This window comes from Saccharothrix sp. NRRL B-16348 (assembly GCF_001280085.1).
Lineage (GTDB): Bacteria > Actinomycetota > Actinomycetes > Mycobacteriales > Pseudonocardiaceae > Actinosynnema.
In genome coordinates, this window is the sequence record NZ_LGED01000113.1 from 16,858 (window position 1) to 31,479 (window position 14,622).

Consider the following 14,622-nt stretch of genomic DNA (forward strand, 5'->3'; position numbering starts at 1 on the left):
CACCGAGGACGGAGAACCCCCGGACGGCACGAATCAACTCGCCTTGTCGGAGTCGGCCAGCTGCGCGACCGCCTCGTCCACCGTGACGGAACCGCTGATCAGCTGCTGCGAGAGCCGGCCCATCAGGTCGATCGTCTTGCTGGACAGGGCGACGTGCAGGGCCGGCTTGCCGGTCTTGATGCCCGCGGTGATCGTGGCGACGGCGGGGCCCGCCTCGGAGACGTCGATCGTGGTGTCGGACGCGATCGCGCCCGCGTCGGCGTAGAAGGCCTTCAGCGCCTCGGACGACGTCAGCGACCGCACCAGGTCCGCGGCCACCTTCGGGTCCTTGGTCCACTTGGCGACCGCGTAGCCGATGCCGCCGTCGTACGGCAGGCTCGGCGTGGCCGCGGGGTTGACCACGGGCGCGCCCATCACGCCGACCTTGTCCGCGTCGAGGAACTCGGCGAAGTCCTTCCAGTGCCCGATGTCGGACATCAGGCCGATGATGTGCGCGGCCTTGCCGGACTGGAAGACCGCGAACGCGTCGTTGAACATCGCGGTGGAGTTGGCGCCGTCGTTGTTCAGGCCGCTGTCGTTGACCTGCTTCCAGAGCTCGAAGATCCGCTTCACGTCCGGCGAGGCCCAGTTCCGCTTCCCGGCGATCCAGTCGTCGTACTCCTGCGGCGTGAGCACCGCGGAACCGATGCTGGACAGGAAGAACTGGATGCCGATGCCTTCCTTGTTGCCCACGCCGAAGCACTTGGCGCCGGTCTTCTCGGTGATGACGCCGCAGTTCTCGACGAAGTCGTCCCACGTCTTGGCCGGCGCCTCGGCGTTCAGCCCGGCCTGCGCGTACAACGCCTTGTTGTAGTAGAGCGGGTGGCCTTGCAGCGTCACCGGTGCGGCGTAGGTCTTCCCGTCCTTGGTGAACGCGTCCCAGCCGGCCAGCCGCTGCTTGTCCTGGGCCAGGTGGTCGTCCAGCGGGAGCAGCGCGTCGACCCGGTCGCGGAGCTGGCCGCCGCCGTTGAAGAGCATGACGTCGGGGCCCTTGTTGGCCTGGATCGCCGCGCCGAGCAGCGTGTAGTACTGGTCGAACGGCTGCGCCACGAACTCGACCTCGCGGTCCGGGTGGCTCTTCGCGAAGTCGGCCTTCGCCTTGTCGAGGTACGCGGCCACGTTCGCGTCGCCGGACTTCCAGTCCCAGACCACCAGCTTGTCGCCCGAGCTGCCGGAGGTTCCCGGCGCCGTGGCGCTTCCGCAGCCCGATGCCAGGGCCAACCCCAGGACCACGGCCGCCGACCACAGTGCGCGCTGCTTCATTGCTGCTCACTTCCCAGACGGCGGCCGGGTACGCCCACGGCGCGATTGGCTCAGGAACATAACTCGTATGACGTCTGACGTCAACGGTCCTACGTATACTCGACGCAGCCCTGAAAGCACCGGGGCGCGGGGCGCAACCGGAGGAAAGATGACCGCAGCTGGCCGGCGACCGACCGAAGACTCACCCGCACCTCCCGAGTGGGCGCGTCGACCGACCAACCTGGCCAAGGCGGTCACCGCCGAGCTCGTGGGGCGCATCGTCCGCGGCGTCCACCCGCCCGGCACGTCCCTGCCGCCGGAACCCGCGCTGGGCGAGACGTTCTCGGTGAGCCGGACCGTGATCCGCGAGGCGGTGAAGATCCTCCAGGAGAAGGGCCTGGTCCAGGTGCGCCAAGGCGCCGGCACCATGGTCACCCAGCCGGCGACGTGGAACATGCTGGACGAACTCGTCCTCGCGGCCACCATCGCCGAAGACGAGACGCTGGCCGTGCTCGACGATCTCGTGGTCACCCGGCGCCTCCTCGAATCGGACATGGCCCAGGTGGCCGCCCGCACGGCCGACCAGGACACGATCGACCGGCTACGCGCCCTCGTGGACCGGATGGACCAGCTCGTCGACGACCCCCTGGCCTACCGCGAGCAGGACCGCGCCTTCCACGACACGATCATGCAGGCGTCGGGCAACCGGATCGCCCGTGGCGTCGTGCGCTCCCTGGAGAGCCAGGTCATCAACACCGCCCGCTACATGGGCCGGATCGAGCGGGCGTTGTGCGTGGCGTCCAACCGGGGACACCGCCGGATCTACGAGCGGATCGCGGCGCACGACCCGGCGGGCGCCGCCGAAGCCATGTTCACCCACATCACCGAAGCGTGGTTGGTGCGCCGGAACGACAACGGGGACCCGGGCCGCCTGGAGCGCTAGGTGGTCACCCGACGACATCACCCCCTCCGCGCAGCCGCACCGCTGAGCGTCGTCGCGCTCACGGGCGACGACTTCGGTCAGCATACCGATCCGCTGCGCGCTAGGGAACGATGAGTAGTACTTAAATCGACACTTGTCGGAAATTTCCTGACGAGACCCGGGGGATGCGAGGACTCGCGGCGCGTTGCCACGAAATAGTCTCAGGTTTCCCTTGACGACACAGCCGCGCACAGGCTGTCATGAGTAGCTAGGACCACGGCACGATGAGTCTGACTCATCGACAGGAGATCCAGCTCGTCGGACTCCGGCCCACGAGCACCACGACGTAGTGGAGCAGCTCATGCCACAACGGCCGAACGGCCGCGCACCCTGCGCGCTCCGGGCCAGCGGCCCCGGCTGACGGGCGCCCGGCGAACGGCCGCCGCGCGCACCACCGCCAGCTGTGGGAGCGCTCCCGGTGGCCGGTCCTCGATCCCGATCGGCCCATCCCCCTTGTTGTGCACGCACCGGGTCGCCGCGCACCGGCGGCCGGTCGGAGAACGGGAGGTCCACGTTGGGCGCACGACGGGTCACCCTGGCCGACGTGGCCAAGGTGGTCGGCGTCTCCCAAACCACCGTGTCCCTGGTCTTGTCGGGACGCGGCCGCGACCTGCGGATCTCCGAGGAGATGCAACGCCGGGTCCGCGAAGCGGCGACGGAGTTGGAGTACCGCCGCAACCGGGTGTCGATGGGGCAGCGCGGGGCGAGGACGCAGACGATCGCCTTCGTGTCCGACTCCGTGGCCAGCTCGCGGCTCGCGGGCCACATGATCAAGGGCGCGCTGGGCGCGGCCCGCAAGCACGGCGTCACGCTGCTGTTCGGCGAGACCGAGGGCGACGCGGGCTTCCAGCGCACGTTGATCGAGACGATGCACGACTACCACGTCGACGGCATCATCCTCGCCTCGGTGCACACCAGGACGATCAGCATCCCGAGCGAGCTCGCCACCGGACCCGCGGTGCTGCTCAACGTGCTGCCGCGCGAGCCGTCACCGCTGGTCTCGGTCCTGCCCGACGAGTTCCAGGCGGGCCGCGCCGCCGCGCGCGTGCTCCTCGACGCGGGTCACGGCGAGGGCATCCACCTCATCGGCGTCGGCCCGTCCGGAGACGACGTCCCCCCTGGCCGGACCGCGGCGTTCGACCGGCTCGCCGGCATCCGCCAGGAGCTGGGCGAGGTGGGCGTCGAGGTGGAGAGCGGCCACGCGTGCCGCTGGTGGCTGCCGAAGTACGGCTTCGAGGCGACCCGGAGCCTGCTGCTCAAGGCACGTCCCCGCGCGTTGATCTGCCTGGACGACCGGCTCGCGCTCGGCGCCTACCAGGCGCTGCAGGACGCCGGCCTCAGCGTGCCCGACGACGTCTCCGTCGTCTCCTTCGACGACCACCCCATCGCGTCCTGGTTGCGCCCCGGCCTCACCACCGTCGCCCTGCCGCACCACGACCTCGGCGCGAAGGCCGTCGACCTGCTCTTCGCCGACGCCGACCACCCCGACTCGGACCGCGTGCGCCGGGGCCGGACCCACCGCGTCCCGATGCCCGTCCGCCACCGGGATTCCGTGGCGCCACCGCGATGAGCCCGGCACGGGGACCGGGCCGGCCGTCACCGCCCCGCGGCCGGGACGCTGATCCCCTGGAGTGACAACAGGAAGTCGCGGACGTCCGTGGCCGCCAGGCGCCCGTCGCGCTCGACCGATCGCGGCACGACCGGGTCCGAGCACAGCAGCACCGGGCCGTCGGCGGCGGTGTCCGGGAGCCTGCCGTGCGTGCCGCGCACCCACGACGGGTCCAGCGGCACGACGTTCATCGCGTACCGCAGGCCGACCTTCTTGCGCGCCAGGTTCACGCCCGCCTTGACCTTGGCCAGCGGGTCGGCCGGGTCGAAGAACAGCTCGGCCGGGTCGTAGCCGGGTTTGCGGTGGATGTCCACGCCGCGCGCGAAGTCGGGGGCACGGCTGTCGTCGGTCCAGTAGTAGTAGGTGAACCAGGCGTCCGGCTCGGCGATCGCGATCAGCTCGCCGGAACGCTCGTGGTCGAGCCCCACCTCCGCCTGCGCGTCCCGGTCGTGCACCACGTCCACGCCGGGCAGTTCGTCGAGCACGGCCCGGGTCCTGGCCAGGTCGGCGGGATCGGCGACGTAGACGTGCGCGATCTGGTGGTCGGCCACCGCGAACGCGCGCGACGTCCACGGGTCCAGGTACTCCATGCCCGCCTGGGTGTAGACCTCCAGCAGCCCGGCCCGGCGCAACGCCCGGTTGACGTCGACCGGCCTGCGCGCGTCGGTGATGCCGTACTCCGACAGCGCGACGATCGTCGCGTCGGAGTCCAGCAGCGGCTTGAGCGCCCGGTCCACGTCGGCCGCGGCCTTGGCCGCCTGCGGTGACGAAGGCCCGAACCGCTGCAGGTCGTAGTCCAGGTGCGGCACGTAGACCAGCAGCAGGTCGGGCCGGTGGTCGGCGAGGACCTTCAGGGCCGCGCCGACGATCCACTCGCTGGACGCCAGGGACGCCGTGGGCCCCCAGTACTGGAACAGCGGGAACTCGCCCAGCGCGCCGGTGAGCCGGTCGTGCAGCTCGGGCGGGCGGACGTAGGCGTCGGGCGACTTGCGGCCGTCGGCGTGGTAGATCGGCCTCGGCGTCACGGTGATGTCCGTGGACGCGCCCATCGCGTACCACCAGCAGATGTTCGCGGCCGTGTAGCCCGGGTGGACGCGCCGTGCGGTCTCCCACAGCTTCTCGCCGCCGACCAGCCGGTTGTGCTGGCGCCACAGGTGGATCTCGCCGAGGTCGCGGAAGTACCACCCGTTGCCCACGATGCCGTGCCCGGCGGGGGTGAGCCCGGTGAGCAGGGTCGCCTGGGCGCTGCACGTGACGGCGGGCAGCACGGTGCCCAGCTCGGCCTGCCAGCCCCGCCGCCCGAGGCGGGCGAGGTTCGGCATGTGCGGCAACAACGCCGGCGTCAGGCCGACCACGTCCACGACCACCAGTGGTTTCACGCCGGCACTCCCGTCCAGAGGTGTTCGCGGGCCCACCGCAGCTCGGCGGCGATCCCGTCGGTCAGGTCGCCCGCGTCCGCGAGCACGTTCCACGTGTAGGTCTCCACCTCGACGTGCGTGCCGGGTTCCACCGCCGCCATGGCGGCCAGCAGCACGTCCGTGGTCGAGCGCAGCGGCGCCGGCTGGACGTGCAGCGGCACGTGGAAGTGCACCCGCCACGGGTGCCGCGCGGGCAGGGACGTGAACGCCTCCGGCAGGTCGTCCGCGGCCAGCACGCCGTCGGGGGTGTTCTCCCGGACCTGGTGCAGGTAGCGGGGTTCGGCGTAGGCCGCGACGGCACGCCGACCCTCCTCACCGCCGGGTTCCGCGACCTCCAGGGCGGCGGACGCCTGCACCTTCACCACCGACAGCCCGGCCGCGCGGATCGCCGCGACCGTCTCCACCGGGTCGGCGAACGACACCGCGAGGTGGCAGGTGTCCAGGCAGATCCCGACGTGCTCGGGGTCGACGCGGCCGGCCAGCCACCCCACGGCGTCCGCGACGGTGTCGAGCACGCAGCCGGGCTCGGGTTCGACCGCGAGCTTGATCGGCCGGTCGCCACTGGCCCGCAGCCGCCCGGTCAGCACGGTCAGCGCGGCCTCGGCGAGGTCGTCGTCGGGCTCGCCCCACGGTTCGCGCCACGCCAGCGGCAGCGTCGAGATGCTGCCGTACGACGCGGAGTCGGGCAGGAGGTCCGCGAGCACGGTGGCGCAGTCGGCGGTGTAGGCCAGGCGGCGCGGGTCGGCCCACGTCGGCTGGTACACGGCGTGCTTGACCACCTCGCCGTGGAAGTCGCCGTACGGGAACGCGTTGAGCGTGCTGACGGTCAGCCCCCGTGCGGTCAGCTCGGCCAGCAGCCCGTGCCGCGCGGTCCGGTCCTCGGCCAGGCCGCGCGCGACGGACGCGGGCAGCCACAGCCCCAGCGGGAGGGTGTCCGCGCCGAGCCGCTCGCGCACGCCGACCGCGTGCCGGTCGAGCTGGTCGAGGATGCCGGGGAGGTCGTCCGCCGGGTGGACGTTGGTGCAGTAGGCGATCACGGGCGTTCGCCCCTCAGGACCGAGTTGCCGGTGGCGGCGTCGACCGGGCCCGCGGCGGCGGTCGTGCCGTCGGCGGCCGGGTCGAGCAGGAGCCGTCCGCTCTGGCCGTAGAACTCCACCGGGTTGCGCCACAGCACGGTGTCGACCGCGGACTCGTCGAACCCGGCTTCGAGCATCGCGAGACCGGTCGACCGGGTCTTCAGCGGGTCCGAGCGGCCCCAGTCGGCGGCGGAGTTCACCAGCACCCGCTCGGCGCCGTGCTCGGCGAGCAGCGCCACCATCCGCGCCTCGTCCATCTTGGTGTCCGGGTAGATGGAGAACCCCATCCAGCACCCCGAGTCCGCGACCGCGCGCACGGTCGTCTCGTTGAGGTGGTCGACCAGGACCCGGTGCGGCGGGATGCCCGACTCGCGCACCACGTCCAGGGTCCGCAGCGTGCCGGCCAGCTTGTCCCGGTGCGGGGTGTGCACGAGCACCGGGAGGTCGTGCACGACGGCCAGTTCCAGTTGGCGTGCGAACGCGTCGTCCTCCTCCGGGGTCATCGAGTCGTACCCGACCTCCCCCACCGCGACGACGCCGTCCTTGACCAGGTAGCGCGGGAGGTGTTCGAGCACGTCGACGCACCGCGGGTCGTTGGCCTCCTTGGGGTTCAGCGCGATCGCGCAGTGGTGGGCGATGCCGAACTGCGCCGCGCGGAACCGCTCCCAGCCGATCAGGCCGTCGAAGTAGTCGAGGAACGAGCCCACGTTCGTGCGCGGCTGCCCGAGCCAGAACGCCGGTTCCACCAGCGCCCGCACCCCGGCCGCGTGCATCGCCTCGTAGTCGTCGGTGGTGCGCGACGTCATGTGGACGTGGGGGTCGAAGATGCGCATCAGGCCGCCTTCCCGAGCAGGTCGAGGGCGTCGGCGGGCACCGGGCGACCCGCCGCGCGGCGTTCGTCGGCGAACGCGGACACCATGCGCAGCAACTCGTCGTCCGTGCGCCGGTCGAGGTCGCACACCACGGTCAGCGGAATGCCCATGAACAGGCACTTCAGCACGCCGTGCCGCCACGCGTGCTCGTCGAGGTGGTGAGCGGCGAAGGCGCCCATGGCCGCCGCGACGAGGCCCGTCTCGTTGCTGCGCAAGGCGTCCTTGACCAGCTCGACCCCGGTCCGCGGCACCCGGTCGCCGATGTCGGCGAGCCCGCGCAGCACGCCGAGGCGTTCGGCCGACGTGCCGTGCCGGTAGAGCGCGGCGAGCCCTTCGGCCGCGTCGCCGGAGTTCTCGACGTACGCGACGAGCAGCCGCGTCCTGGCCTCGCGCTCGCCGGAGCGCACCGCACGGCCCACGACCGGGAAGAGGGTCTGGATCGACGAGGGATCGGCCCGCAGCGACTGCTCGGCCCTGGCCAGCCAGTTCGCGGTGCGCAGCGCCTCGAACGCCCGACCCGCCACCACGGGCGCGGCGTGGCTGTGCCGGGGCAGCTCCACGGCCGCGACACCGGTGTAGCCGATCTCGATCAGCGCCCCGAGGGTGTCGGGCAGGTCCAGCTGCCCTTCCCCGAACTCCAGGTGCTCGTGCACGCCGTGCACCATGTCGTCCAGCTGCACGTTCATCAGCAGCTCGCCGGCCTGGCGGAGGCACGCCGGCGCGCCCTGCCACTCCACCGCCACGCAGTGCCCGACGTCCACGGTGACGCCCAGGTGTTCGGGGTTGCCCAGCTCGTCGCGCAGCCGCAGCGCCTGGTCCAGCCGCTCCACCACCATGCACGGCTCCGGCTCCAGCGCGAGCGGCACGTCCGGCCCGCCTTCCAGCGCCGCGGCGACGCCGGACTTCAGGTGCTCCCAGCTGTCCGAGGAGCCGACCCCCGACCAGAACGACACGCAGTCCGCGCCGAGGTCGGCCGCGATCCGCTTGGCGCGCACCAGGAAGTCGACCCGGACCTCCTGGTCCTCGCTCACCAGCGTCGGGTGGTGCTTGCGCCGCGGGTCGAGCAGGTACCGCGCGCCGGTCTCCACGACGACGCGCAGCCCCAGCGCCGAGAGCCGTGCCGCGAGCCGTTCGGTCCGCGCGCCCACGTCCGCGGCGAACGGGTCGAGGTGGTGGTGGTCGAGCGTGAGCGCGACCGCCGTGTAGCCGAGGTCGGCGATGATCGCGAGCGCGTCGTCCAAGCGGTGGTTGGCGAACCCGTTGGTGCCGTAGCCCACGTCGAACGTCATGTCGGGCTCACCTTCCGGCTCAGCGCCCGGGCCAGCGGCAGGACCAGCACGATCGCCGTGCCGTGCCGGGCGAGCGCGGATTGCAGCAGCACCATGCCGTGGATGCCCGCTTTGGTCGCCGTGCGCACGCGTGCGGCGGACGGGTCCTTCACGACGGCCCACTGCGCACGTCCGACCGACGCGGCGTAGGCCACGGCGGCCGCGACGGCGGCGGGCCGACCACCGGCGATCGAGGCGGTCACCGCGGTCACCGCCGTGCCGCCGACGACGGCCTTCGCGACGGCGGACGACGTGCCGTGCACCTCGCCGCGGGACAGCGCCGTCACACCCAGGGTGTGCAGGGCCATCAGCGCGGCGGGCAGCGGGGCCCGGCCGCCCAGCAGCACGTCCAGGCCACGGCACGCGGCCATCGCGAACGGACCGGCCGCGGTGCTCTTCAACACCGTGTCGTAGGCCCACACCGCCGCGGCGAGCGGCACCGCGTTGCGCCCGGCCGCCGCCGCGAGCCCGATGCCCGCGCCGGTCAGGCCCACCGCGGTGGCCAGGGCGGCGTTCGGGCTGATCCGCCCCGACGGGATGGGGCGCTCCGGCCGCTCCACGGCGTCCAGGTCGCGGTCCGACCAGTCGTTGAGCGCCATGCCCGCCCAGTACAGCGCGGCCGACGCCAGCGGCAGCAGCAGGCGCCTGCCCCGCAGCGGCGCGGCCGAGCCGACGAGCGTGTCGCCGAGCGCCGTCAACGCCGCGGGCGCCCGCACGAGTTCCAGGTACGACCTCATCCCAATCCTCCCGCCCACTCGTACAGGTCGCGGGTCTGCTCGGCGAAGCGGTGCTCGTCGCTGCCCAGCGGGTCCTTGAAGAAGAACGCCAACGCGCCCAGCGCGCCCGTCTCCCCCGCCGCGTGCGCCGCGGCGACCAGCCGGGTCAGGTCGAGCACCAGCGGCGCCGCCAGCGCCGAGTCCAGGCCGGTCCAGGTGAACTGCAGGCTCATCCGGGCGCCGAGGAACCCCTCGAACGACACGTGGTCCCAGGCGGTCTTCGTCTCGCCGAGGTCCGGCACGTTGTCGATGTGCAGGGGCGCCGTCACCTCGCCGCCGAGCAGGGCCGCGAGGCCGTTCGCCTTGGACCGCAGCTTGCTGTCGGCGTGCGCCGGGTCCTCCAGCGTCGCGCCGTCACCGCCGCCGAGCAGGTTGGTGCCCGCCCACGACCGGACCGACAGCGCCCGTGCGGTGAACATCGGCGCGAGCACCGTGCGCAGCAGGGTTTCGCCGGTCTTGCCGTCCCGCCCGGCGTAGGGCAGCCGTTCCCGCCGGGCCAGCTCGTCCAGCGCGGGCAGGGCGACGCCGGTCGACGGCGTGAAGTCGACGAACGGGCAACCCGCCGTGAGCGCCGCGTAGGCGGCCAGCGAACTGGGCGGCAGCACCTCCCGGTCGGGATCGGCCATCGCGCGCTCCAACGCGGCCAGGTCGGCGTGCTCGGGCAGCGGCGGCGCGGGCGGTTCCGTGGACGACACGTTGACCACGACGACGCGGGCGAGCCGGCGCCGTGCGCGGAACTCGGCGATGTCGGCCGCCAGCCGCCGGGCGACGTCGGCCTGGGCGCCGTCGAAGCTCGCCGTCCGGATCTCGCCGTCCACCTCGCGCAGACCGGGTCTGACGGCCTCCAGCAGGTGGTGCGGCAGCACGCCGCCCTGGGCCAGCAGCTCGGCCCGCTTCTCCAGCGGTGTCTGCGTGATGTCGTGCCCGCCGACGACGATGTCCGACCACCCTGGCAGGGTGACGCCGGCCAGTTCGGGACGCTCGGTCACGCATCCGGTCGCGGGCGCCAGGCCCGCGCGCAGGGCCAGCAGCCCGCTCACGGCGGTCGTCGCGACGGAGCCGCGTGCGCCGATCAACCAGAGCCCCGTTGACTCGTCCGCCATTGGTCCTCCCTCCGATCTGGGGTGCCGCGCGGTCACGGCTGGTTCCGGGGACCGGGGCAGCCCGGCATCGACTCGCCGCCGCACGTGGCGTGGTGCAGCGGTGGCATGTCCTGCTTGACGAAGTCCCGGACGGCGAACTTCGCCGTGTCGACGGACTTCGCCGCCTGGTCGGACGTCGTCGTGGCGCCCGGGCCCGCGGCGGGCAGGTCGCTCGAGCAACCGGCGGTCGCGAGGGCGGGTGCCAACCACTTCGTGCGCATGGTGCTCCTTGGTTCTTCGGCGGCGGTCACGAGGTCACCGGTTCGGGTCGGCGGGGCCGGCGCGCTCGTCGCGGGCCGGTGCCGCGCACGGCGACCGCCGAGCAGCGCGCCACCGAGCACGACCGCGGTGATGGCCTGGGACTCCGAGCCTTGACCGACCTGGGCTGACACCCCGGCGGACCTCCGCGGTCGCGGCGTGCTCGCGTGCCGCGGGATCCCATCCGGCACGACGCTCACGCCACGTCACCGATCCCGTGTCCGCCGGCCGACCTCATCACCGCTTCCCCCGGCGCGCCCGCCACAGCCTGCTCTTGGTGATGCCCTCCGGCCGCACGTCCACCCGCGCACCTCCGTCCACACTCCCGGCGAGCGCCGTGGTGGCGGCCGTGCGCGTGCCCGCCGAACGGCCGCGCCCTCCGGGGCTCCGGTCGGCCGCCCTGCCCGCCGTTCGGCGGACCACGGCCATGAGGCGAACCGTAGGAGCGTCGTCGGGTGCGTGTCAATCAAAACCGCCGGCGTCGCTGCGTGTGCGATCCGCTCTCGCCGTGGGAGGGGGTGACGCGACCACCGCGACACTCCACTGTGGACCGGACGCACCCTTGGCAGGCCAGTCGCACCGGAGCCGATCCGCCAGGAAACGGCGCTCAGGCACGCGAAATCGGTGGGTCGGCGGAAACCGCCGACCCACCGTCCGTTGTGGACTATCCGCGCTGGTTGTCCGGCGCGCCGTCAGAACTGGGCGATGAACCTCCAAGCCTCGGCCTTGGTCCAGGTCGTGACGCCGCTGTCACCGCCGCCGTCCACCGGGCCGGGGGTGTGCCCCCCGTCGAACGCGGCCCACTGCACCGGGTACCCCGCCTGGCACGAGTACGCCGTCGTGATGTGCGTGCGGCTGCCCGGGGCCGGCTCGCGCGGGCTCAGGGCGGCACAGCCGTTGTTCCGGACGAACCGGTCGCGCAACGACCGACCCGCCGAGATGTTCAGCACGTTGTCCGAGATGCCGTGGATGCCGAAGTACGCGACCGGCTGGGTGCCACCGGAGCACCCGCTCAGCTGGCCGCCCGCGTAGACCACCACGCCGCGGAACACCGCGGGCCGGGAGCACGCCAGCGAGTAGCTCATGCCGCCGCCGTAGCTGAACCCCATCGCGAAGCGCAGCTTCGGGTCGACGCACAGGTCGGCCTCGATCCGCCGGATCATGTCGTCGACGAACGTGATGTCCTCGCCACCGGAATTGGCCCAGCCGTTGCCCAGGCCCTGCGGCGCCACCAGGATCGCGCTGTTGTTCGACTGCTCCTGCTGACCGTAGTAGGCCCAGGCCGCGCCACTGCTGCCGCCGGAGGCGACGTCGTTCATCGTGCCGCCGTTCCAGTGGAACCCGAAGATCAACCGGTACGGCCGGGTGTTGTCGTAGCCGTCGGGCACCCGCAGGACGAAGCTGCGGCTCTTGCCGCTGCTCGTGATCGTGTGCTGGCCGCTGCGCAACGTCGGCGCCTTGCCGCAGCCGGTGCCGCCGGGGTCGGTGCCGCCCACCTTGGCCAGCTGCCACTGCTGGTTGTTCCCGCCCGTGTCGGCGTACTGCACGGCGTTCGCGCCGTCCGCGGTCGAGGAGCCCTGCACCTCCACGGCCTTGTTGCTGTGCCGGGCGATCAGCCGCACGTGGCCGCCGTCGGAGTCGGCCAGCCGGAACTGCTGGTTGGTCCCGCCGTGGTCGGTCCACTGCTGGATCGCGGCACCGTCGGCGGTCGACGAGTTCGGCACGTCGAGCACCTTGCCCGAGTGGCGGGACTTGAGCCGGTAGTAGCCGCCGCCCGAGTCCAGGAACTGCCACTGCTGGTTCGCGCCGTCGTTGCGCGTCCACTGGGCGATGCGGCCGCCGTCGGTCGTGGCCAGGCCGTACACGTCCAACGCCTTGCCGCTGTTGCGGTTCACGAGCACGTACCACGCGCTCGTGTCGACCGTGGCCGCCGACGCGGGCGCCGCGTTCACCGCGGTCATCGTGCCCGCCGCGAGGAGCAACGCCACGGCGGCCGTCACCGGTCGTCTGCGTCGTGCCCGCGGGGAGGCGGAGGCCTCACCGGTGGTTGTCATCGAACACTCCTTCGGTTCACGGCAGGGTCCACCGCTGGTTGGTGCCGCCGTGGCAGGTCCAGACGATCAGCTGGGTGCCGTCCGCGGAGCTGCCGCCGTTGGCGTCCAGGCACTTGCCCGACTGCGGGTTCACCAGCGAGCCGTTGGCGCCGGGGGTCCAGTTCTGGCCGCCGCTGCCGTTGCACGTCCACAGCCGGACCGCGGCGGCGTTGGCGGTGCCCGCCACCTCCATGCACTTGTCCAGTGCGCGCAGGGTGGTCCCGTTGACCGTCCAACGCTGGTTCACGCCGCTGTTGCACGACCACAACTGCAACCTCGTGCCGTCGGCGGTGTTGCCGCCGGGGACGTCCACGCACTTGCCGGACGCGCCGGTGATCGGCCCGGTGTGCGGCACCGGCACCACGCCCAGCTCCTTGATGCGGATGTTGCGGAACGACACGTCGTCGCCGGTGCCGTGGTTCTGGATGCCGATGTGCCCGGACGTCAGCGACCGGGCCGGGTCGGTGTTGGTGAAGTCGTTGATCAGCACGCCGTTGAGGAACACCTGGAGGCGTTCGCCCTCGACCAGCAGCTCGTAGGTGTTCCACTCGCCGGGCGGGTTGAGCGCGGCGTCGCGGGCGGCCTGGTCGGCGCCCTTGAACCCGTAGATCGCGCCCGTCGTCTTGTCCGCCGTGTCGGTGGCGTCGATCTGCACCTCGTGGCCGTTGGCGAGGGCCGAGTCCGCGGTGCTGCCCGCCGGGAACCCGACGACCACGCCGGAGTTGTCGTCCCCGGGCATCCGCCAGTCCAGCTTGAGGGAGTAGGAGCGGAACTCCTTGGCGCTGTACCAGAGCATCCCCATGCCGCCGGACGACGTCAGCGTGTTGTCGCTGTTGCTGAAGCTGCCCGGGCCGACCTGAGTCCAGCCGGTGGTGGAGCCGTTGTACAGGGTGGTGTAGCCGTTCTCGGGTCGGCAGTCTGCGTCGGCCCGGTTGGCCGTGTAGCGGAGGCCGCCGAGGACCATGGCGCGGAAACCGGCCTCGGCGTAGCTGGCCTGCGTGTGGCCGCTGCCGGTGTAGAAGGAACGCCCGGCCTGCACGGTCTTGCACCAGGTGTGGGGGTGGTCGGCGCCCATCGAGCCGCCGCTGTAGGTCGACTCGTCCAGGGTCGCCAGGACCCGGGCCGACGACCGGACGCTGCCGCGGAAGTTGTACCACTCGTCGGTCCGGGTCCACGCCGGGCTCAGGTGCGCGGTGGCCGGGTGCGCCCGGTTCTCCACGCGGACCGTCGCCTGCTGGATCGCCGGGTGCGAGGTGAAGTACGTGCCGACCAGCTCGCCGTAGAACGGCCAGTCGTACTCGGTGTCGGACGCCGAGTGGATGCCGACGTACCCGCCGCCACCCCGGACGTAGGACTCGAACACGCCCTGCTGCGTCGCGTTCAGCACGTCGCCGGTGGTGTTGAGGAACACCACGGTCTCGTACTTGGCCAGGTTGGTGGCGGTGAAGTGGTTGGAGTCCTCGGTGGTGGTCACCGTGAAGCTGTTGGCCGCGCCCAGCTCCCGGATCAGCTGGATGCCCGCCGGGATCGAGTCGTGGCGGAAGCCCGCGGTCTTGGAGAACACCAGGACGTCGTACGGCGCGTCGGCCGCGGCGGCGGGTGGACTGGAGTTGAGCGCGGCGATGGTCAGGGCGGCAGCCGCCACCCCGATCACGCGCCGGGCGAGGGAGTTTCTCATCTCTTAGCCTCCTGGGAGGAGGGCGATGTGGCGTCGCCCCCGTTGTGGGAACGACGCCACATCGCGGTCCTTGCCGGTGTCACCCGGGCAGGGTTCGCCGGGGCAGGGT

At 72.3% G+C, this 14,622-nt stretch carries 12 protein-coding genes and 1 pseudogene; 2 read left to right on the forward strand and 11 right to left on the reverse strand.

Annotated features, from left to right (window positions below; translation table 11 throughout):
• Positions 1 to 33 precede the first annotated feature (33 nt).
• Positions 34 to 1,302 (reverse strand): ABC transporter substrate-binding protein, encoded by a 1,269-nt coding sequence (locus ADK67_RS11735; protein ID WP_053716436.1) that lies wholly within the window; start codon positions 1,300 to 1,302, stop codon positions 34 to 36.
• 148 nt (positions 1,303 to 1,450) lie between these two features.
• Here ADK67_RS11735 and ADK67_RS11740 point away from each other — a divergent pair, with 148 nt between their 5' ends.
• Positions 1,451 to 2,224: a FadR/GntR family transcriptional regulator gene (locus tag ADK67_RS11740; protein ID WP_082403399.1), complete on the forward strand. Its 774-nt coding sequence runs from the start codon at positions 1,451 to 1,453 to the stop codon at positions 2,222 to 2,224.
• Positions 2,225 to 2,777: 553 nt separating this feature from the next.
• Positions 2,778 to 3,833, forward strand: coding sequence for a LacI family DNA-binding transcriptional regulator (locus ADK67_RS11745; protein ID WP_053716437.1), 1,056 nt, complete (start codon positions 2,778 to 2,780; stop codon positions 3,831 to 3,833).
• A 26-nt stretch (positions 3,834 to 3,859) separates the two neighbouring features.
• On the opposite strand, the gene ADK67_RS11750 is transcribed toward ADK67_RS11745, so the two are convergent.
• From ADK67_RS11750 to ADK67_RS11790, 10 genes and pseudogenes are all read right to left on the reverse strand, one after another.
• Positions 3,860 to 5,251, reverse strand: a complete 1,392-nt coding sequence (locus tag ADK67_RS11750; RefSeq protein WP_053716438.1) for an alkaline phosphatase family protein — start codon at positions 5,249 to 5,251, stop codon at positions 3,860 to 3,862.
• Entirely contained in the window at positions 5,248 to 6,327 is a 1,080-nt protein-coding gene (gene eboE, locus ADK67_RS11755) for a metabolite traffic protein EboE (protein ID WP_053716439.1), read from the reverse strand. The genes ADK67_RS11750 and eboE overlap by 4 nt, the downstream gene beginning before the upstream one ends.
• The gene (locus ADK67_RS11760) at positions 6,324 to 7,199 is read right to left on the reverse strand and encodes a TatD family hydrolase (protein ID WP_053716440.1); all 876 of its coding nucleotides are present in this window, start codon (positions 7,197 to 7,199) and stop codon (positions 6,324 to 6,326) included. Before ADK67_RS11760 ends, eboE begins: the two co-directional genes overlap by 4 nt.
• Entirely contained in the window at positions 7,199 to 8,527 is a 1,329-nt protein-coding gene (locus ADK67_RS11765; RefSeq protein ID WP_053716441.1) for an EboA domain-containing protein, read from the reverse strand. The genes ADK67_RS11760 and ADK67_RS11765 overlap by 1 nt, the downstream gene beginning before the upstream one ends.
• Positions 8,524 to 9,303: an SCO3242 family prenyltransferase gene (locus ADK67_RS11770; protein ID WP_053716442.1), complete on the reverse strand. Its 780-nt coding sequence runs from the start codon at positions 9,301 to 9,303 to the stop codon at positions 8,524 to 8,526. The genes ADK67_RS11765 and ADK67_RS11770 overlap by 4 nt, the downstream gene beginning before the upstream one ends.
• On the reverse strand, positions 9,300 to 10,445 hold the full coding sequence (locus ADK67_RS11775; RefSeq protein ID WP_053716443.1) for an inositol-3-phosphate synthase: 1,146 nt from the start codon (positions 10,443 to 10,445) through the stop codon (positions 9,300 to 9,302). Before ADK67_RS11775 ends, ADK67_RS11770 begins: the two co-directional genes overlap by 4 nt.
• A 32-nt stretch (positions 10,446 to 10,477) precedes the next feature.
• Positions 10,478 to 10,876 (reverse strand): hypothetical protein, encoded by a 399-nt coding sequence (locus ADK67_RS11780; protein ID WP_053716444.1) that lies wholly within the window; start codon positions 10,874 to 10,876, stop codon positions 10,478 to 10,480.
• 103 nt (positions 10,877 to 10,979) lie between these two features.
• A complete protein-coding gene (locus tag ADK67_RS50720; protein WP_157620181.1) occupies positions 10,980 to 11,171 on the reverse strand; it encodes a hypothetical protein in 192 nt (63 codons plus the stop codon).
• A 266-nt stretch (positions 11,172 to 11,437) separates the two neighbouring features.
• Positions 11,438 to 12,796, reverse strand: a pseudogene (locus ADK67_RS53525) (RICIN domain-containing protein); the annotation flags it as partial.
• A 16-nt stretch (positions 12,797 to 12,812) separates the two neighbouring features.
• Complete coding sequence (locus ADK67_RS11790) at positions 12,813 to 14,513, reverse strand: ThuA domain-containing protein (protein WP_053716446.1); 1,701 nt, start codon at positions 14,511 to 14,513, stop codon at positions 12,813 to 12,815.
• Positions 14,514 to 14,622 lie beyond the last annotated feature (109 nt).